This is a genomic window from Aquiflexum lacus (genome assembly GCF_015476655.1).
GTDB classification, from domain to species: Bacteria; Bacteroidota; Bacteroidia; order Cytophagales; family Cyclobacteriaceae; genus Aquiflexum; species Aquiflexum lacus.
On sequence record NZ_JABFHF010000019.1, the window covers coordinates 62290 to 80388 of the forward strand.

18 protein-coding genes and 1 tRNA gene are annotated in these 18099 nt (G+C 38.5%); 14 read left to right on the forward strand and 5 right to left on the reverse strand.

Translation table 11 applies throughout. The annotated features are described in order from the left end of the window. Positions 1–230 precede the first annotated feature (230 nt). The 3 genes from HMJ38_RS16620 to HMJ38_RS16630 all read left to right on the forward strand — a co-directional run bounded on the left by HMJ38_RS16620 (position 231) and on the right by HMJ38_RS16630 (position 4156). A complete protein-coding gene (locus HMJ38_RS16620; RefSeq protein WP_194975549.1) occupies positions 231–2663 on the forward strand; it encodes an outer membrane beta-barrel family protein in 2433 nt (810 codons plus the stop codon). A gap of 129 nt (positions 2664–2792) precedes the next feature. Beyond that, the gene (locus HMJ38_RS16625; protein WP_194975550.1) at positions 2793–3512 is read left to right on the forward strand and encodes a DNA alkylation repair protein; all 720 of its coding nucleotides are present in this window, start codon (positions 2793–2795) and stop codon (positions 3510–3512) included. Between the two features lie 56 nt (positions 3513–3568). After that, complete coding sequence (locus HMJ38_RS16630; RefSeq protein WP_194975551.1) at positions 3569–4156, forward strand: hypothetical protein; 588 nt, start codon at positions 3569–3571, stop codon at positions 4154–4156. Between the two features lie 40 nt (positions 4157–4196). On the opposite strand, the gene HMJ38_RS16635 is transcribed toward HMJ38_RS16630, so the two are convergent. The 3 genes from HMJ38_RS16635 to HMJ38_RS16645 form a co-directional block, all read right to left on the reverse strand. Further along, positions 4197–5336: a DUF4221 family protein gene (locus HMJ38_RS16635; protein WP_194975552.1), complete on the reverse strand. Its 1140-nt coding sequence runs from the start codon at positions 5334–5336 to the stop codon at positions 4197–4199. A 119-nt stretch (positions 5337–5455) separates the two neighbouring features. Then, positions 5456–5962, reverse strand: a complete 507-nt coding sequence (locus tag HMJ38_RS16640) for a PIN domain-containing protein (RefSeq protein WP_194975553.1) — start codon at positions 5960–5962, stop codon at positions 5456–5458. After that, positions 5962–7017, reverse strand: a complete 1056-nt coding sequence (locus HMJ38_RS16645) for a helix-turn-helix domain-containing protein (protein WP_194975554.1) — start codon at positions 7015–7017, stop codon at positions 5962–5964. Before HMJ38_RS16645 ends, HMJ38_RS16640 begins: the two co-directional genes overlap by 1 nt. A 243-nt stretch (positions 7018–7260) precedes the next feature. Here HMJ38_RS16645 and HMJ38_RS16650 point away from each other — a divergent pair, with 243 nt between their 5' ends. Then, a complete protein-coding gene (locus HMJ38_RS16650; protein WP_194975555.1) occupies positions 7261–7488 on the forward strand; it encodes a DUF2188 domain-containing protein in 228 nt (75 codons plus the stop codon). 79 nt (positions 7489–7567) lie between these two features. Continuing rightward, positions 7568–7831 carry a hypothetical protein gene (locus HMJ38_RS16655; RefSeq protein WP_194975556.1) on the forward strand — a complete coding sequence of 88 codons (264 nt, stop codon included), beginning with the start codon at positions 7568–7570 and terminating at the stop codon, positions 7829–7831. 325 nt (positions 7832–8156) lie between these two features. On the opposite strand, the gene HMJ38_RS16660 is transcribed toward HMJ38_RS16655, so the two are convergent. Beyond that, a complete protein-coding gene (locus HMJ38_RS16660; RefSeq protein WP_194975557.1) occupies positions 8157–9518 on the reverse strand; it encodes a DEAD/DEAH box helicase in 1362 nt (453 codons plus the stop codon). A 132-nt stretch (positions 9519–9650) separates the two neighbouring features. Between HMJ38_RS16660 and HMJ38_RS16665 the strand changes: the two genes are divergently transcribed. From HMJ38_RS16665 to HMJ38_RS16705, 9 genes are all read left to right on the forward strand, one after another. Then, positions 9651–11000: a dihydroorotase gene (locus HMJ38_RS16665; RefSeq protein ID WP_194975558.1), complete on the forward strand. Its 1350-nt coding sequence runs from the start codon at positions 9651–9653 to the stop codon at positions 10998–11000. A gap of 73 nt (positions 11001–11073) precedes the next feature. Then, positions 11074–11149, forward strand: a tRNA-His gene (locus tag HMJ38_RS16670). Positions 11150–11252: 103 nt separating this feature from the next. After that, on the forward strand, positions 11253–11393 hold the full coding sequence (locus HMJ38_RS16675; protein ID WP_194975559.1) for a hypothetical protein: 141 nt from the start codon (positions 11253–11255) through the stop codon (positions 11391–11393). A gap of 110 nt (positions 11394–11503) precedes the next feature. Then, complete coding sequence (locus HMJ38_RS16680; RefSeq protein WP_194975560.1) at positions 11504–13420, forward strand: amylo-alpha-1,6-glucosidase; 1917 nt, start codon at positions 11504–11506, stop codon at positions 13418–13420. Positions 13421–13429: 9 nt separating this feature from the next. Beyond that, positions 13430–14716, forward strand: coding sequence for a glycosyltransferase family 4 protein (locus HMJ38_RS16685; RefSeq protein ID WP_194975561.1), 1287 nt, complete (start codon positions 13430–13432; stop codon positions 14714–14716). Continuing rightward, the gene (locus HMJ38_RS16690; RefSeq protein ID WP_194975562.1) at positions 14713–15927 is read left to right on the forward strand and encodes a glycoside hydrolase family 57 protein; all 1215 of its coding nucleotides are present in this window, start codon (positions 14713–14715) and stop codon (positions 15925–15927) included. The genes HMJ38_RS16685 and HMJ38_RS16690 overlap by 4 nt, the downstream gene beginning before the upstream one ends. Positions 15928–16008: 81 nt before the next feature. Next, on the forward strand, positions 16009–16521 hold the full coding sequence (locus HMJ38_RS16695; RefSeq protein WP_194975563.1) for a RidA family protein: 513 nt from the start codon (positions 16009–16011) through the stop codon (positions 16519–16521). Then, the gene (locus HMJ38_RS16700; RefSeq protein WP_194975564.1) at positions 16518–16973 is read left to right on the forward strand and encodes a hypothetical protein; all 456 of its coding nucleotides are present in this window, start codon (positions 16518–16520) and stop codon (positions 16971–16973) included. Before HMJ38_RS16695 ends, HMJ38_RS16700 begins: the two co-directional genes overlap by 4 nt. Next, positions 16960–17229 (forward strand): hypothetical protein, encoded by a 270-nt coding sequence (locus tag HMJ38_RS16705; protein WP_194975565.1) that lies wholly within the window; start codon positions 16960–16962, stop codon positions 17227–17229. Before HMJ38_RS16700 ends, HMJ38_RS16705 begins: the two co-directional genes overlap by 14 nt. 7 nt (positions 17230–17236) lie before the next feature. Here HMJ38_RS16705 and HMJ38_RS16710 read toward each other — a convergent pair whose 3' ends face one another. Then, on the reverse strand, positions 17237–17917 hold the full coding sequence (locus HMJ38_RS16710; RefSeq protein ID WP_194975566.1) for a DUF2461 domain-containing protein: 681 nt from the start codon (positions 17915–17917) through the stop codon (positions 17237–17239). Positions 17918–18099 lie beyond the last annotated feature (182 nt).

The following is an 18099-nucleotide window of genomic DNA, read 5'->3' on the forward strand; positions in this document are numbered from 1 at the left end:
ACCAAATGACTTCCCAGGCGTTTCTTTATATGTAACGACATTGAATATATTCAAGAAAAATTTAAGTGAAACTGATTTATCCATTTTAAAGGTATTCATCAATAAACCAATAAAATTTAGTTAATTCTAAAAAAATAAATCAAATTCCTAATTATTTTGTTATATAAATCAATTTTAAAAAATTATATTCTGTTTATCAATACTATTTTAAATATTAAAAAAATCAAAAAATGAAATCTGTTTTATCTTATTTGTCTATTTTAATTTTCATACTTTTTGGTACTGAATCCTTTGCCCAGACGCACATCATAAAAGGAAAGGTAACTGATGCAACATCAAATCAACCCATGGAGTTTGCCAATATTGCGCTACTTAGTCCTGGAGATTCTTCTCTTGTGACAGGAGTCATGAGCGATTTGGATGGTACATTTTCTTTCGAATCCGAAATAGGTGACTATATTTTAAGAATAGGTTTTATTGGGTATGAAAGTGCTTTCAAATACATATCTGTCGGTGATAAGAATATACTCAATGTAGGGAATATCCAAATCAAGACAGATGCAACCAACTTACAGGAGGTGGTTGTGGAAGGTGTTTCCTCGATTTTCACCAGTGATATAGATAAACGAACCTACAATGTGGAAAATAGTATTGTAGCTGAAGGGGCAACCGCAGCTGAACTTCTTGGTACATTACCTTCTATTCAAGTCGATGAAGAAGGCGGAATATCAATGCGGGGAAGTGGTGAGGTATTGATCTACATTAATGGAAGACCTTCAAACCTTTCATCTTCTGACACGGATAACATCCTTTCTCAATTTCCTGCAAATAGCATAAAATCTGTAGAATTGATTACGAACCCTTCCTCAAGATACGATGCTGCAGGAGTAGGCGGTATCATTAATATTATTCTAAAAAAGAATCAGGACATAGGATTTAATGGTCAAGTGAATGCATCAATCGGAACTAGAGATAAATATCAAGCTGGAATAAACCTTAATTACAGAACGGATAAAGTAAATTATTATGCTGCTTTTGATTTTCAGGACAGGAGAAGGTTTAGAATTGCTGAAGGGAGAAGAGAAAATTTTGTACCAGGCATTTCCAGATTTCTAGTTCAGGAAGGCGATGAAATCGAGAAACGCAGGGGATCATTGTTTAGAACAGGAATGGATTACAATATTTCCGAAAAATCCGTTTTCGGAGTATATGCTCAGGCCAATTTTGGAAGTGAAACAGAAGACGAGCTTACCTTTCAGAACAATCTTAATATTAATAATGAATTGGACAGTATTTTTAGTAGGGATAGGTTTGAGACAAGTGATAGACTCAATTTCGAAACAGGTGTTTATTACACTTTAAATTTGGATTCATCAGGTCAAAAATTATTCACTTCTTTTTCATACGCCTACGATAATAGAGAACAATCACAGTTTACAGAGCAGACATTCTACAATTCCTTTAATGAATTTGTACCTGAAAACAGCTTGAACCAATTGGATGGAAGCTTAAGGGAAAGCAATTTTTCTATATTTCAGGTAGATTACGAAAATCCTCTCGGAGAAAATGGTAAAATAGAGGCTGGAGTGAAAGGGACTTTTGGAAAATGGATGAGAGACCAATCATTTTCTCAAGGAACAGCATCAAATGAATTCATTCCTGTCCCAATAGATTCTTTGAACGACATTTACACCTTTAATGAAGATGTATACGCATCTTATTTAATCTATAGAAACAGATTCAACAAATTTGGATATCAGGTTGGACTCAGAGGTGAATATACCCGTACCATGGGCCAACTGGAAAGTTCTGGAGAAGAATTCATCAATAATTATTTCAATTTATTTCCCAGCGTTTACACTTCTTATACTTTAGGAGAAGAACAGGAAATTTCAGCCAATTACAGTAGAAGAATTTCAAGACCTAATATTTGGTCACTTTCGCCAATTTACAATTTGAGAGACCAATTGAATTTTTCGGTCGGAAATCCAACGCTTCAACCTGAATTGACAGATAGTTATGAAGTCGGTTACATGAAAGGTTGGTCAAAATACCTCTTAAATGCCACAGTTTACCATAGATATTCCACCAATATCCAAACAAGAATCATCACTCTCCTGGATGATAATATCACTATACAAAGTAGAGAAAATGCCAATGTTAGAAAAAGTACCGGTTTAGAATTGGTGAATCAAATTCAGGTAACCGATTGGTTTGATCTTGCCCTAACTGGAAACTTTTTTTACTCTGAGATTTTCGGAGACAATCTAGGTGAAGGGTTTAATAATTCCAACTTTAGCTGGACCTTAAATCTATTGTCCACCATGGCTATCCCTAATTTATTTTCTGTACAGGTACAAGGAAATTATAGAGGGCCGATTGTTTTTCCACAAGGAGAAATTGAACCCTATTGGGGCTTGAATATAGGGGTGAGAAAAGATATTCTGAATAAGAAAGCAACCATCAGTCTGAATGTAAGTGATGTATTCAATACCCAGATCTTTAGGATCAAAACTATCGATTCACGTTTTGTTTATAACAGGGCCTTCAACCGGGAAACCAGAATAGGAACACTTGGATTCACCTATAGGTTTGGTGGGTTCAGGGATAAAAACGGTAAACGAGAAGGTGGAAGAGAAGATATGGAAGACATGGATTTTTAAATTTCAATTCTGAAAATCAAAATTCAAACCTGCAGATAACTTAATATCTGGAGGTTTTTTTTATTTTTATCCCGCACTCAATAAACTCATTATAAACCATTTCATTTTTTTACTCTCAATTATGTACAAATGAATCCTGAAAATAATCTCCCGGAAAAAATTATTTCAGAACTTAAGTCGCTATCGGACAAGGAAAAAGCATTATTCCTCCCCTATTTTTTCAAAACCGGAAAAGGTGAATACGGTGAAGGCGATCAATTTTTGGGTATCCAAGTTCCTCAGCAAAGAAAAATCGCCAAAAAATTCCTACCGGCAATCGATGAAAAGGACCTAATGATATTGATTACCTCTCCGTACCATGAGGTAAGATTAACAGCCCTTTTTATGCTGGTCAGCAAATATGAAAAATCAAAAACTCCTTTAGAAAAAAAGCAGTGGGTGGATTTTTACCTGAAAAACAAACAATATGTCAATAACTGGGATCTGGTAGACAGCACAGCACCCAAGATTTTGGGTTCATGGCTGTATGACAAAGACAGAACCTTGCTTTATAACCTTGCCACTTCAGACGACCTCTGGGACCAAAGGATAGCCATTATCAGCACTTTCTTCTTTATCCGTAAAAATGATTTTGATGATACATTGAAAATCTCTGAAATCTTACTTTTCCACAAACATGATCTCATTCACAAAGCTGTTGGCTGGATGCTCAGGGAAGTTGGGAACAGGGATTATCAAACCGAGTATGATTTTCTTAAAAAGCATTATAAGATTATGCCCAGAACGATGCTCAGATATGCCCTCGAAAAATTTGAGCCTGAGGTCAAGGAAATGTTTATGGCCAAATAAGCTTACCTTGCTGATAATTTTTTCTAAATTAGTAGACTAACAAAAACCAGAATATTATGAAAACCTCTGTATTATTTTTACTGATCGCTTTAATCGTATTTCCTGCATTTTCACAGACCATCCCCAGCAAAGAAATCCAGATCAAAACTGCTCTTATGGCGGCACCGGAAGACAAAAGAGAGGGTGCCATGGTCTACGGTTATAATGAAAAAGGTGAATTTATAGTGCTGAGAAAGGGAACCAATGAATTGGTCTGTCTGACCGATGACCCAAACAGTCCCGGCTTCAATGCCTCCTGCTACCATATTGGGCTGGAACCCTTTATGGAAAGAGGCCGACAATTGAAGAAAGAGGGGAAAGGATTCCAGGAAATATTTGATATCAGAGAGGAAGAAGTCAAAAGCGGTAAACTCAAAATGCCCAAAGACGGGGCAACACTTTTTGTTCTGTCCGCTGATGCAGAAAATTACAACCTTCAAACCGGAGAAGTCAAAGACTCCTATCTTCGCTATGTGGTCTATATCCCTTGGGCTACTGAAGCAAGCACCGGCCTGCCCCTAAAGCCTTCAGGCCCGGCCATGCCATGGATCATGGATCCCGGAACTCATAGAGCACACATTATGATCAATCCGCCGAGGGATTAAGAGGAAATAATCGCCTGAATTTTAATGGTATAGAGAAGGATTATTCAAAACTTACCCTGATAAATCCCATCTCATCATTCAAGTTTACGAATACCCACAACATCCCGTCCTTGACAAAATATTTGGACAATGGGAGCCCGTTGAGTTCCGGTATTGGCGTTTCATCAAGAAGCTTGAAGTCGGCATCAAAGACACTAAGGTACACCTCGCTGTTGCTGATTTCAGGTAAAAGCCATCCCATACGTTCTTCTTCTCCATATTGTGTAGAGGAAGAAAACCGGTAATATCGTTGATGCTTTGCATCCCAGACCAACTTCCCAAAACTTACCTGTCCAAGGTAATACTGAAGGGCATTCTTCCTATCATCCGTGGAATTGACCAAATCCCCTTCAGTGGTAAGCGTTACCTTGCTAGGTGTATATGCAGCGGTATAATTGATGGCTTGAAGGGAATCACCGTGTGGAGAAAACACATAAAAATCATTGGCAAACTCATGGGATACGATGATTTTATCCCTTTGGCTGTTGATGTTGACTCTAGGTGCCCAATGATTATAAGTAGACAGGTCTCCTAAGGTGTATGTTTTATAATTATCATTGGGATCTATATCAATTATAGCTATCCTATTTTGGGATGCGTCCAATTTTTTTAAAATCACAGAATTTTTGGTGTAATTGACAAATAAGGAAAAAGCCGACTCGGGGAAATTAGGGTTGATCACTTGTATATAAAATTTTTCTTCATCCAATATCCCTCCGTCTTCGGGAGAGACATTGGACCAATCAATCTTTTGGAGCAGTTTACCATCCAAGCTAATGATTCCGGCCTTTTCTCCAGACAGGAACAACTGCCCCTCCCGGACACCTTTGATATCCGAAATCCAAAACCCTGTTCCGTCCGGTCCTTCCTGTTGCAATGGTAAAGTTCTTACCCATTCTAATCGGTCCAGATCTATTTTTTCGATACTGTGCGAATGTTTATTGAAATTGTACAAAAACCCGTCAACTTCACTGTAGTCTGCCACTCTGAGTTCATACTCTAAATACAAAATTTCCCCTTTGGCGTCCACAGTCACAGTATCAACGCTATAACTGAATGTATCAACCGTGATGTCTTCTCCCGGCTTTCCGCAGGAAAAACTTGCAATCAGTAAAATGGCGATAAGGGTCCTTGGGAACATTTGGATTGATTGGGGTTAAAAGTGGTAATTAGATTTAAAAGCTTTGCTGAGAAATAATGATGGTAAACATATCCATTTTAGGGATGGAAATCTAGGGCAATGATTGGGATTAACTAATTTTAACCCCATTTCTTAATCCGGTTTTCTATCTCCTTTCTAGTCTTTGCACCCGCATACACAATATTCATAGTAAAAAGCTTTTTAATCGTAGAAAGTGCTCTGGCTTTAGAACAAACACCATTATCAACCAATAAGTCAAAAATCCACAAAAGTCCATGATATTCTAAAGCATGACTTTCTGCACATTTTCTTACAAGTTTATCACTGCTCAGCACAATTGCATTCCCGATTTCCAATGCGATGTAAATGACGGATCTATCCTCGGGAGATAGACCTCGGGGGAAGGCAATTTTTCCCATTTTTGAAAAATCCTGTTCATCAAGGTTATGTACGATTAGCTTTCTCCCATCTTGGTATGCTTCCAATACCTGCTTTTGTTCTTGGAACAATTCATTCATAACCTCCACTGTTGTATGAAACTCCAAGTCCAATTGAAAAAAGTCAGATATCAAATCCAACTCTATCAGATCTATAAAAATACAGGCATCGGTGACAGCAACCCTCATCAGATAACCATATTTTCCTTTCTAAACTCGGCCAATTTCTGATTTTTCAAAGCTGCTGCCTTACTGATGCTGATAAATTCCTCAGCCAAAGCCCTGAACAAAAGCTGAGAGAAGCGATTGGAATGCTCTACTCCTTCATAATCTACAGGTTCATTGACTCGAAATCCCAGCTGATTGAAAACCATATAAAACTGTTTGAGATAATTTTCAGAGATTAATCCAAGATTTTTTGCCCGATAGACTAATGCCTGCATAGAAATACCATATTGCTGTTTGATGGCGCCAAGTTCATTCATCGACAGTTTACTTCTTTTACCGCCCAGTTCTTGTCTTAAAGTTTCCTCAGGGATTAACATGGCGGTTGCAAAAGCATGGCAGAATTTTTCCTTTTGCTTTTCTTCATATCCATTGACACCAAGGAGCAAGTGTCCAAGTTCATGTAAGGCAGTGAAACGCTTTCGGTCAAGCTTGTGTTCAAGCTTGGCTTTATTGAGCACGATTAAGGGGATATCCTTCCCATTCACCCAAGTAGCAAAACCATCAAATGACTCCTCGGAATCAATCTCAATCACCTTTATGTGATGATCTTCCAAAAGTTCGATTACATTGGAAATGGCATCGGTTCCCAATCCCCAGGCAACCCTTAATTTTTCAGCTGCATTTTCTATATCCTTTAAAGAATTTATTACCATTCCATCAAGCGGATTATGAAACTTGGTCTCTATGCCCAATATCTCCTCCAACTCAATGTAGCGGCTCAGTTTATTTTTAGCTATTTCTACAATCCTATTTTTCTCTTTTACAGGATAGGAATCCAGTTTTCTAAATTCTATTTCACCGAATTCAATCACAGTATCGGTATGGAAATAGTCAGACCTGACATGAAGGGCTTCTGCCAATATGCCGATCATTTCTGAGTCAGGAACTACCTGCCCCTGCTCATACTTACTGATTGCTTGCTTGGTAATGCGGTTTTCTATACGGTCTGCCAGACCTTGCAGGGATAAGCCATTCATCAAACGGGCCGATTTGAGGCGCTCTGCTAAATATTTCATAGGGTTAATTGATTAAATTCGTATATAAAAGTTAACGCAAATGTACAATTTCAGTTTACATTATAGAATAATTTTATATATATGTCAATTAGATATGACAAGCGGTCACTGACATAAACATCTTTTTTATGACATAATGACTTAAAATAAGTAATTTGAATAAATTTTTCATAGCCCGGAACTCAAGTGACAAATTTGGTTTTTTATTTGTTAGTTGTCAACTACCATTAAACAATTCATAAAATGTCAAAAGGTAAAAATCAACATGTAGTAAAGCATACAGACGGCTGGGCTGTAAGGGGTGCTGGAAATGATCGGGTAACTAGGGTTACCGAGACGCAAAGGGAGGCTATTCAAATAGCTAGAGAAATCGCACAGAATCAAGAATCCGAATTGTTCATTCATGGCCGAAATGGCCGAATTCGGGAAAGGGATTCATTTGGAAATGATCCATTTCCACCGAAGGGATGAAAGCCCCTTTTTGCAAAAAGCTTAATCCGGAAAGAAATATTTCCGTTTATTGAAAAGTCTTACGATTAAAAAAATGAATATGAATAAAATTAAAAACGCAGGAAATGGCTTTGTAGAACTTAATGGATCCTTGTTAAATCTTAAAGCCTTTAAAGAAATCAATAAGGAATACTTAGGTTTTGAGTCTGATGACGGAAAAGATTATTCAATCTCCTTTACTCCGATTAGCCCCTCAAAGGAAGATTGGGAAAATGGAGTCGAGAGAACCTGGCATATTAGGTATAGTGATGAAAAAGAAAGAGATTCTGATTTCGAGATAATTCAAGAAAGTTTAGCTGATTAGAAATCACCTTGAGAAATGGGCTATTAGAGAATTAATAGCCTGTTTTTCCTGCAATGGGATCTTAATTGAATAAACATCAAAAAAAAACTTCATTATCCCAACCAGCGGTTGGTGGAAAACTAGACCCAACCACTAGCGCTACGATCAATTTGTCCGATATAGCTTAGTCCTTAGCATCGAAACAGACTCAGAAGATATCCTGACACCGATTTTGAATGAATTGAGGGTGGAGTTTGAGGTGAAGAATTCATAACATTGAGTTTAGATTTTTCACCCTAATAAAAGACATCCATTTTCTTTTAAAAAAAAATCTAAAATCTAAAATTCATCCACCCTTCTTCCACTTCCCCTTCGTCTTCATCTGATTTCTATTCCTTTTGGCTTTGGAGTTTTTGTTGCCGCGTTTCTTTTCCACTTTGTTTGGATTGGGTTTTGGGCGGGCCCTTTTTTCATGGAATCCACCTTTGAAGTCAGGATTCTCTTTTTTCTTCTGACTATCTATTTCCCTGGCATAGCCCTGCTGTTCTTCAAATGGAGTGGGAGTTACAGTCACTTCTGAGGGAATTTGCACAGTTGGCACTTCCATCCTGATAATCTCCTCAATTTTCTCAAAATGGTATTCTTCTGCAGGATTGATAAAAGTGATGGCTGCACCTTCCTGTTCGGCCCTTCCGGTCCGACCAATTCTGTGGACATAATCTTCATAGATCAAAGGCACGTCAAAGTTGACCACATGACTGACCATACTGACATCAAGGCCTCTTGCGGCTACATCTGTTGCTACCAGTATCCTGACCTCTCCTGCTTTGAAATCCTCCATGGAATTGATACGGGTATTCTGCCCCTTATTGGCATGGATGACCCTTATTGAACCCAAATGTTTTCTTTCCAGATAACTGAAGACCGACTCAGCATTTTTTCGGGATTTGGTAAAGATCATTACCCGTTTGAAATCCTGACTTTCCAACAAATGAACCAACAGGTTGATCTTTGTCTTGATATTGGGCACCAAGTATTTCACCTGTTGAATGGTATCGGCAGTGGTAGCCTGAATGGCTATTTCGACACGCTCCGGAAACTCCAGGAAATCATGGGAAAGCTTTTCGATTTTCCCACTGAAAGTTGCAGAGAAAAGCATGTTTTGTCTTTTGACTGGAATCACTTCCAATATCGCCCTGATCTGTCCTAAAAAGCCCATATCCAACATTTTGTCCGCCTCATCCATGACCATGGTTTTGATCTCCCTGGTAAAAATTTCACCACGCTTATATAAGTCCAAAAACCTTCCCGGTGTAGAAATGATAATATCCACTCCTGCCTGTACTTTTTCAATTTGGATTTTTGGCCCTATTCCACCGTAAAGACTCACAAACCTGAGATCGGTATATTTTCCAAAATCTACCACAGCTTCTGCTATCTGCATCACCAGTTCCCTGGTAGGTGCTAAAATCAATGCCCTTGGATGCTGACCTTGGGCGTATTTGACTTTCATCAGCAATGGCAAAACATAAGCTGCTGTTTTGCCAGTGCCCGTCTGTGCTATCCCCAAAACATCATGGCCTGCCAATGCTAGAGGAATGCCCTGTTCCTGTATCGGGGTAGGTTTGGTATATCCCGCATCCCTGACTGCATCCAAAAGTTGCTTATTCAGTTTAAAATTCTCAAAAGATTGAAGGCTATCAGACATGTTTTTGTATTTTTGAACTTAATTAGGAAGGCAGAAAATAAACCATTACCTGAAACCAAGGGTTAATTTTGGTCATAACCCTTAGCGGCTTATTATTCAATTGTCAATAAATCTCTCCAAATCAAGAACAAAATGAAAAGTATATTAATCACCGGTGCAAATATAGTAAATGAAGGCAAGATTACCCGTTCTGATATTTTAATCAAAGATGGCTTAATTTATAATGTTGGCAGAGACCTTTCTGAATTTGAAGCCGACATGACTATAGACGCAAGTGGCAAATATATTTTTCCGGGATTGATCGATGACCAAGTACATTTTAGGGAACCGGGTTTGACGCATAAGGCTGATATCTATACCGAAAGCAAAGCTGCCGTAGCAGGGGGAATTACGTCCTACATGGAAATGCCAAATACCGTTCCACAAGCCGTTACATTGGAACTATTGGAAGATAAATTCAAAATCGCTTCTGAAAAATCCCTGGCCAATTATTCTTTTTTCTTCGGGGCTACCAATGATAATATCGAGGAGATCCTTAAAGTTGACCCCGAGAATGTTTGCGGCATCAAAGTATTCCAAGGTTCGTCCACAGGCAATATGCTGGTGGACAATCCAAAAAGTCTGGACAGGATTTTTGCTGAATGTAAGATGATCATCGCCACGCACAGTGAAAATGACGAAATCATTAAAGCAAATCTTGAGAAATATCAAGCAGAATTCGGAGATGATATTCCAGTAAAATACCATCCTAAAATCAGGTCTGCCCAAGCTTGTTATGATGCTTCTAAAAAAGTAGTGGATCTTGCAAGAAAATACGGCAGCAGGCTTCATGTCTTGCATATCAGTACTGGTAAAGAAGTTGGGCTTTTTGACAACAGACTGCCATTAGAAGAAAAAAGAATAACTGCTGAAGCCTGTATCCACCACATGTGGTTTTCGGAAGAAGATTATGATAAAAAGGGAAATTTTATCAAATGGAACCCAGCAGTAAAATCCGCTGATGATAGGGATAAAATATTAGAAGGGGTTTTGGACGGGCATATTGATGTCATCGCCACGGACCATGCTCCACATACCATTGAAGAAAAAAGTAAAACCTACTTATCCGCACCTTCAGGAGGGCCATTGGTACAGCACAGCTTAGTGGCCATGCTGGACCTTTACCATCAGGGTAAAATCAGATTGGAACAGATTGCTGAAAAAATGTGCCATAACCCTGCGATACTTTTTGAAATTGATAAAAGAGGATATATCCGTCCAGGCTATCATGCTGATTTGGTGATTGCAGACTTAGACAGCCCATGGACGGTAGCAAAAGAGAATATTCTTTCTAAATGCGGTTGGTCGCCATTTGAAGGGCATACTTTTAAGTCCAAAGTAACCCATACGGTTGTATCTGGGCACTTAGCGTTCGAAAACGGCACATTTCATGAAGAACAGAAAGGACAACGTTTAAAATTTTCAAGAAAATTACAGGATTGAGTATTGCTTAGGAAAGAGCGAAACATTACCTTTGCAGTCGAATCCAGAAATACTTGGATCAATAATCCTAAATGGTGGTTGTAGCTCAGCTGGTTAGAGCGCTGGTTTGTGGATCCAGAGGTCGCCGGTTCGAACCCGGTCTTCCACCCTAAACCCCTCTCCATGAGAGGGGTTTTATTATTTTAAGAACCAATAATGAACCCGAATGGCATAAATTTTGTATAGATGGTTAAAATTTAAATTTGAAAGGCAATGTTTACATTATTCAAAGCTTCGCCCAAATTCCCAAAGGTCAAGCCTGTCAATCTGAAGTTTGTTCAGTTATACATGACCAAGTTTGAAGAATCACTCAAAAACTTTGAGGAATTACAAAAAGAAAGCATCCGATACTAATTTTGGATAAAATGAAAGGTTATCTTATAATAACCTTTTTTTTTGTTGAATAAGTTTTTGTTTCGGTATCAAAAAAGTATTTTTATGGAAATCTCAAAACTTTTAACCAAATGAGTTATATCCATTTTGACAAAACCCAATTAATCAACCTTAATTACTCCCTCGATAGGGAAATAATCAGAACGAATAGAGGCGGCTGTTATACCAGTACCTCCATCATAGGATGTAACACCAGAAAATACCATGGCCTTTTGGTGGCCCCACAGCCCCAAATTGATGAACAATTACATGTCATGTTATCTACTGTCCATGAGACAGTCATCCAAAGGGGGGCAAGCTTCAATTTAGGTATCAGTAAATTTCCAGGGAACTATTCCCCAAGAGGACATAAATACCTTGAGGACTTTGATTCTGAACCTATACCAAAGCTCACTTACAGGGTAGGTGGCGTTTTATTGCAAAAAGAACTTATTCTTGATACCAATAGAGACCGGGTAATGATTCGGTACACCTTATTGGATGCTCACTCACCAACCAAAATAAGAATCAGCCCATTTTTGGGATTTCGGGGATATCATAATCTTTCCAAAGAAAATGATAGAATCAATAAAGAATTTTCCAAAGTCCCCAATGGTGCAAAATTTCAATTATATCCTGAATATAACCCACTCTATCTACAGCTTTCCAAAAAAAATGAGTTCGTATCAAAACCGGATTGGTATTTTAATATTGAATACATCATGGAAAGGGAACGGGGCTATGAATATCAAGAGGATTTATTCGTTCCCGGATACTTTGAATTTGATATCAAAAAAGGCGAATCTGTAATTTTCTCTGCTGGACTTATTGAAGCCGATCCAAGTACCCGACAAAAAGCTTTTGAAAAAGAATTGGCAAGACGGATTCCAAGAAATAATTTCATTAACTGTCTCAAAAATTCTGCCGGACAATTTATTCAAAAAAGAGATGGCAAAACCCATGTAATCGCAGGGTACCCTTGGTTTGGTTGGTGGGGAAGGGACACTTTTGTTTCTGCACCTGGACTAACTTTGACGCAAGGCAATAAAGAGACATTTTTGGAGATCATGGATACCATGATAACTGACCTTCAAGGCCCTCTTTTCCCAAATGTGGGCAGTGGAGTCATGAGAAATAGCACCTCAATGGATGCTCCCTTATGGTTTTTCTGGTCCCTCCAACAATATATAGAATTTACAGGAGATACAAAGACTATCAAAAAGAAGTATCTTGAAAAAATGAAAGGAATCATTGATGGATTCCGAAAAGGTACAGATTACAATATCCATATGTTGGAAAATGGATTGATGTATGGTGGTATGGATGGAGTCGCTTTGACTTGGATGGATGCTGTGAATTCTGATGGTCCTGTTACTCCTAGAATCGGTTGTCCTGTTGAAATAAATGCGCTTTGGTACAATGCGCTTTGTTTTTATGCGGAACTTACTGGGGACCAAGAAATCCAAGCGTTATCGGAGCAAGTCAAAAAATCATTTGTTGATACCTTTTGGGATGAAGAAAGAGGATACCTTGCCGACTATGTCTCAGGTGGTTTCAAAGATTGGTCCATAAGACCCAACATGATCTTTGCCACTTCCTTGCAGTACTCCCCATTGGAAGAAAGTCAAATGGACAGTATCTTGGAAAAAGTGAAGTCAAAATTACTGACTACAAGAGGATTAAGGTCTCTTTCTCCTGATGATCCAGGATACAAAGGGTATTATCATGGCAACCAATTCACTAGGGATATAGCCTATCACAATGGTACAGTTTGGGTTTGGCTCCTAGGGAACTTTGTTGAAGGTTACCTCAAACTCCACGGGAAATCAGGAAAACACTATGTTGAAAAAATCATTCAGGCATTTGACGGTGTGATGACTCAATACGGTGTTGGAACTGTTGCTGAAATCTATGATGGAGATCCACCACACAGACCAAAAGGAGCAATCTCTCAAGCATGGAGTATTGGGGAATTATTGAGAATGATGTACATATTAGATAAAGTTTAAATTATTTTTATGAAGGTTTTAATGTTTGGGTGGGAATTCCCGCCACATATTTCAGGAGGATTGGGCACTGCCTGTTATGGATTGGTCAAAGGACTGGTCCATCACAATCAAGACATCATCTTTGTAGTACCAAAATTATGGGGTGACGAAGAGCCCCTGGCAGATTTTGTCAATGCCAGCGATGTAGTGATTGACTACAGGGAGAAAAAATTTAAGAAAATATGGAAAAACCTTACATACCTCGAAGTAAGCAGCTTTTTGGTTCCGTATCTGGGACCCGAAGAATTCCAAAAATACACTGATTATGCGATTCACGATCGTACCGATGTAGACGAAAGTGTGTTTTCCAATAAATTCGAATTTAGTGGAAAATATGGTAAAGATTTGATGAAAGAGGTGTCCAGATATGCCCTGGTAGCCGCGCAGATCGCCAAATCCAAAGATCACGATGTCATTCATGCACATGATTGGTTGGCTTATCCTGCAGGAATTGCTGCCAAAGAAATCAGTGGTAAACCATTAGTGGCCCATATTCATGCCACAGAATTTGACAGGTCAGGTGAGACAGTCAACAAGCCTGTTTACGATATTGAAAGAGCAGGAATGCTTGCTGCTGATCATGTAGTTGCGGTAAGTCACCTCACAAGAAAGGTAGTCATAGAAAAATATGGTGTTCATCCGGATAAAGTAAGTGTATTGCACAATGCTGTACTTGATGCGAGTATTATCAAATCAAGTGTATATAAAAATGTTCCCGAAAAAATCGTGACTTTCTTAGGAAGGATTACCTTTCAAAAGGGCCCGGAATACTTCGTTGAAGCAGCCAAAAAAGTAATTGACCGAGATCCCAATGTCAGATTTGTAATGGCAGGAAGCGGCGACCTGCTAAACCGGATGATAGAAAGGGTCGCTGAATTGGGAATGGGGACAAAATTTCACTTCACAGGCTTTCTTAAAGGAAAAGATGTGGATGACATGTATGCCATCAGTGATGTATATGTTATGCCCTCTGTATCCGAACCCTTTGGAATTGCCCCTCTTGAAGCAGTTCGGCATAATACTCCAGTCATCATCTCAAAGCAGTCCGGAGTTGCAGAAGTGCTTAGAAACGCAATCAAAGTGGATTTCTGGGATGTAGATGCAATGGCTGATGCCATTTTTGGATTGCTTCACTATGACAGTATCTCCAAGATGTTCAAGGAATTGGGCAGCGAAGAACTTAAAAAATTAAAATGGGAGCATGTAGCTGCCAAATTAGTAACCGTTTACGATAAACTTCACAAACAACAGCCATGAGAACTATTTGTTTCTACTTTCAGGTTCATCAGCCACTCAGAATAAAGCCATATCGTTTTTTTGATATCGGCGCAGATCATTACTATTGGGATGATTACAGCAATAAGAGTATCATCAGAAAAGTAGCTCAAAAATGCTACTTACCTATGAATGCCCTACTTTTGGATCTTATCAATCACTACAACGGCAATTTTAAAGTAGCATTTTCGATTTCAGGTGTTTGTCTGGATCAATTTGAAGCCTTTGCCCCTGATGTTTTGGATAGCTTCAAAAAGCTGGTGGCGACAGGTCATGTTGAGCTGTTAAGTGAAACTGATTCCCATGCACTGTGTTCGCTAAAAAGCAAAACTGAGTTTAAAAGAATGGTCCAGAACCATAAAGAAAAAATCAAAAAGCACTTCAATGGTTACGAAACCAAGGTGTTTAGAAATACCGAATTAATCTATTCTGATAAGATTGGGGGGATGGTTGCAGAAATGGGATTTGAAGGAATGCTAACAGAAGGTGCGAAACACATTCTGGGCTGGAAAAGCCCCAACTTTGTCTATGAAAACGCTATTGATCCCAATCTAAAGATATTATTGAAGAATTTTCAGCTAAGTGATGATATCGCTTTCCGTTTCAGCAATAAGACTTGGTCTGATTACCCATTGACCACAGAGAAATTTGTGACTTGGATAAATGCCTTGCCAATAGAACAGGAAGTAATCAACCTATTTATGGATTATGAAACATTTGGCGAACATCAATGGGCCGAAACAGGGATTTTTGAATTTATGAGGGCATTGCCAAATGCAGTATTTAAGCATACCAATTATGGCTTTTCTACCCCAACTGAAGTGGTAAGAAATAGTAGGTCAATTTCCCAAATCCATGTTCCTATTCCAATATCTTGGGCAGATGAGGAGCGGGATCTGACCGCATGGTTAGGAAATGATCTTCAAAATGAAGCTTTTTCGAAGCTTTATGAAATGGAGAACAGGGTTGCGAAAATTGATGATGAAGAAATCCAAAGAGACTGGAATTACCTTCAAACCTCTGATCATTTTTACTACATGTGTACCAAATTCTTCTCTGATGGTGCCGTCCACTCTTACTTCAGCCATTATGACACCCCCTATGATGCCTTTATCAATTATATGAACGTTCTCAGCGATTTTATATTAAGGGTAAAAATTATGGAAGAAAAATTAGCTGAGGAGACTCAATAACCAGCAAGTCATTTAAATAACATCAATAATTTCTTTAAAAGGCTTGTTCTGTCAAGCCTTTTTTTGTGAAAATCAAAAAATATGAAAAAAATAAATATTCTTATTCTTGGTCTTTTGATATCAATGATATCCTGTACTGTGTCCACTGAAACGAAAAAAGAAAGTGAACCAAAAGAGGAATTCATAGTGCGCTATGACCGCCCTGATGCAAGTATACTGAGAGGAGTATATATCCCAAAAGGAAAGGAATATTTTTATACATCAGGACTTGTAGCCCCAATTAAAGACGAAAGCGCCCCAGTTGGTTCGATAGAGCGGTATGGCAATACCTATGAACAAAGCTTAGGTACTTTGAAAAGAATTAAAGAAACAATCGCTGAGGCAGGCTTTACTTTGGAAGATGTCTTCTTTTTGAGGGTTTATTTGGCGCCTGATCAAGAGGGAAATATTGATTGGAACGCTTGGTTCAAAGCTTATGGAGAGTATTTCAATAATGAAGAAAACCCAAACAAGGTAGCAAGGTCTACCATTGCAGTATATGCATTGGCCAACCCTGACTTATTGATTGAGATTGAAGCTGTAGCTGCAAAATGAAAAATCTGGCTTTGATAACCTTCCTTTTGCTTTCTTTTTCTTTGACTTCTTGTGATGGAGAAAAAGTCATGAAAGCCATGCTGTGGGGATTTAACAAAATGGCAGGCGAAGGATATTTCCCGTCTCCGGAAATTCTTGCCCTTGGAGAATTTGAAGGGGCAGAAGTCTTGGTCTCCAAAATTATTGAAAATGGAAAAAATGAAAGTACGCTGGAATTAAGGCTTCATAATGGGAAAAGCCCGGAATTAAGGTTAAGTGAAGAAAATACTGCCCGTAAATGTGCTGAATTATATTCCAATGGCTATTCTAAAATCAACGATTACAAAACCATCAAAATTTCATTTATTCAAACTGACCCGTTTAATACAGAAAACTTTGCGGTCAGTGAATATAGTTTTGAAGTGAAGGATTTATTGACAAACCAAACCCCAGAAAACTATGGATTTCAATGAACAATTCAAGCATCCTCCAATCAATACCGGTGAATGGTTTTTGACCATTTTGATTACAAACATTCCTGTAATTGGTTTCATCATGCTTATAGTATGGGCCTTTGACAAGCAGGGGAACCCCAATAAAGCCAATTGGGCAAAAGCTAAACTACTTTGGTATGTCGTGGGTATAGGTATTGCCATTTTGGTTTTAATGCTGGTGGGTTTTGGTGCCGTCACTGGAATCTTTGACAATGTGCCATGGGATGATTTTTAATCCCCAATCACAAAAGCCCTTCTCCATTCTCCACATCCTCTGCGGCTTTGTTCAAAAAGTCATGGAAGGGCTTCATTTGTCTAAAAATCTCAATGGCGTGGGTCCTAAACGATCCATCCGATACCTTACTGTCTTTCAATGGGGTGGATACAATAAAAGATTTAAATCTCAACAATTCAATATAAGGATGGTCTGATTCATAACCTTTTGGACTGGTCTTGAGGGTCTCTCCCTGCAAACCCCCGAATGTTTTTTGAAATTCAGATTGTCCAAGGATAGCCTGCAGTTCTTTACCTGAATAATCAATTTCTTGTCTTATTTTTTTCAAAACATCAGCGGGTGGCATCCAAATACCACCTGCAATAAAACTCTGTCCCGGCTGAATATGAAGGTAATATCCCGGACCGGAAGATTTCTTTCCTCCTACTGAAAAGTAGGCTGCCAGATTGGTTTTATAAGGATCTTTGTTAGCCGAAAACCTTACATCTCTGTTTTGACGAAAAACACAGTCTTTAGCCTTAAAACTTGATAATTCTGGCTCCCATTGTGTGACACCTTGTAAAATAACTTCGACATCTTCCAACAAACGCTCCCTGATTTTGAGATACCAATCTCTATTGGCATCCATCCAGGTTTTGTTGTTGTTTTGGGAAAGTGTTTCGAGGAATTTGAGATATTGATTGTCCATGATAACAATAAAACTTATAAATTTTGAGATGGTTTTAACATTCCTAAATTAGTTTTTTTGCATCCAATGACCTGATTGACATGAAAAAGTTGCTGTTGTTTGACCCATTAGGGACTAAATATAGGTAAAAAATAAACGATTATTTGAGGAATTTTGTGCCTTGAGGCCTGCCTTTCCGGTAC

Coding starts and splice junctions, on each gene's coding strand:
- HMJ38_RS16695 (WP_194975563.1), top strand. CDS start 16,009: ATGAAAAAAATAAATATTCTTATTCTTGGTCTTTTGATATCAATGATA.
- HMJ38_RS16710 (WP_194975566.1), bottom strand. CDS start 17,917: ATGGACAATCAATATCTCAAATTCCTCGAAACACTTTCCCAAAACAAC.
- HMJ38_RS16675 (WP_194975559.1), top strand. CDS start 11,253: ATGTTTACATTATTCAAAGCTTCGCCCAAATTCCCAAAGGTCAAGCCT.
- HMJ38_RS16680 (WP_194975560.1), top strand. CDS start 11,504: ATGAGTTATATCCATTTTGACAAAACCCAATTAATCAACCTTAATTAC.
- HMJ38_RS16700 (WP_194975564.1), top strand. CDS start 16,518: ATGAAAAATCTGGCTTTGATAACCTTCCTTTTGCTTTCTTTTTCTTTG.
- HMJ38_RS16655 (WP_194975556.1), top strand. CDS start 7,568: ATGAATAAAATTAAAAACGCAGGAAATGGCTTTGTAGAACTTAATGGA.
- HMJ38_RS16665 (WP_194975558.1), top strand. CDS start 9,651: ATGAAAAGTATATTAATCACCGGTGCAAATATAGTAAATGAAGGCAAG.
- HMJ38_RS16620 (WP_194975549.1), top strand. CDS start 231: ATGAAATCTGTTTTATCTTATTTGTCTATTTTAATTTTCATACTTTTT.
- HMJ38_RS16635 (WP_194975552.1), bottom strand. CDS start 5,336: ATGTTCCCAAGGACCCTTATCGCCATTTTACTGATTGCAAGTTTTTCC.
- HMJ38_RS16705 (WP_194975565.1), top strand. CDS start 16,960: ATGGATTTCAATGAACAATTCAAGCATCCTCCAATCAATACCGGTGAA.
- HMJ38_RS16630 (WP_194975551.1), top strand. CDS start 3,569: ATGAAAACCTCTGTATTATTTTTACTGATCGCTTTAATCGTATTTCCT.
- HMJ38_RS16690 (WP_194975562.1), top strand. CDS start 14,713: ATGAGAACTATTTGTTTCTACTTTCAGGTTCATCAGCCACTCAGAATA.
- HMJ38_RS16640 (WP_194975553.1), bottom strand. CDS start 5,962: ATGAGGGTTGCTGTCACCGATGCCTGTATTTTTATAGATCTGATAGAG.
- HMJ38_RS16650 (WP_194975555.1), top strand. CDS start 7,261: ATGTCAAAAGGTAAAAATCAACATGTAGTAAAGCATACAGACGGCTGG.
- HMJ38_RS16685 (WP_194975561.1), top strand. CDS start 13,430: ATGAAGGTTTTAATGTTTGGGTGGGAATTCCCGCCACATATTTCAGGA.
- HMJ38_RS16660 (WP_194975557.1), bottom strand. CDS start 9,518: ATGTCTGATAGCCTTCAATCTTTTGAGAATTTTAAACTGAATAAGCAA.
- HMJ38_RS16645 (WP_194975554.1), bottom strand. CDS start 7,017: ATGAAATATTTAGCAGAGCGCCTCAAATCGGCCCGTTTGATGAATGGC.
- HMJ38_RS16625 (WP_194975550.1), top strand. CDS start 2,793: ATGAATCCTGAAAATAATCTCCCGGAAAAAATTATTTCAGAACTTAAG.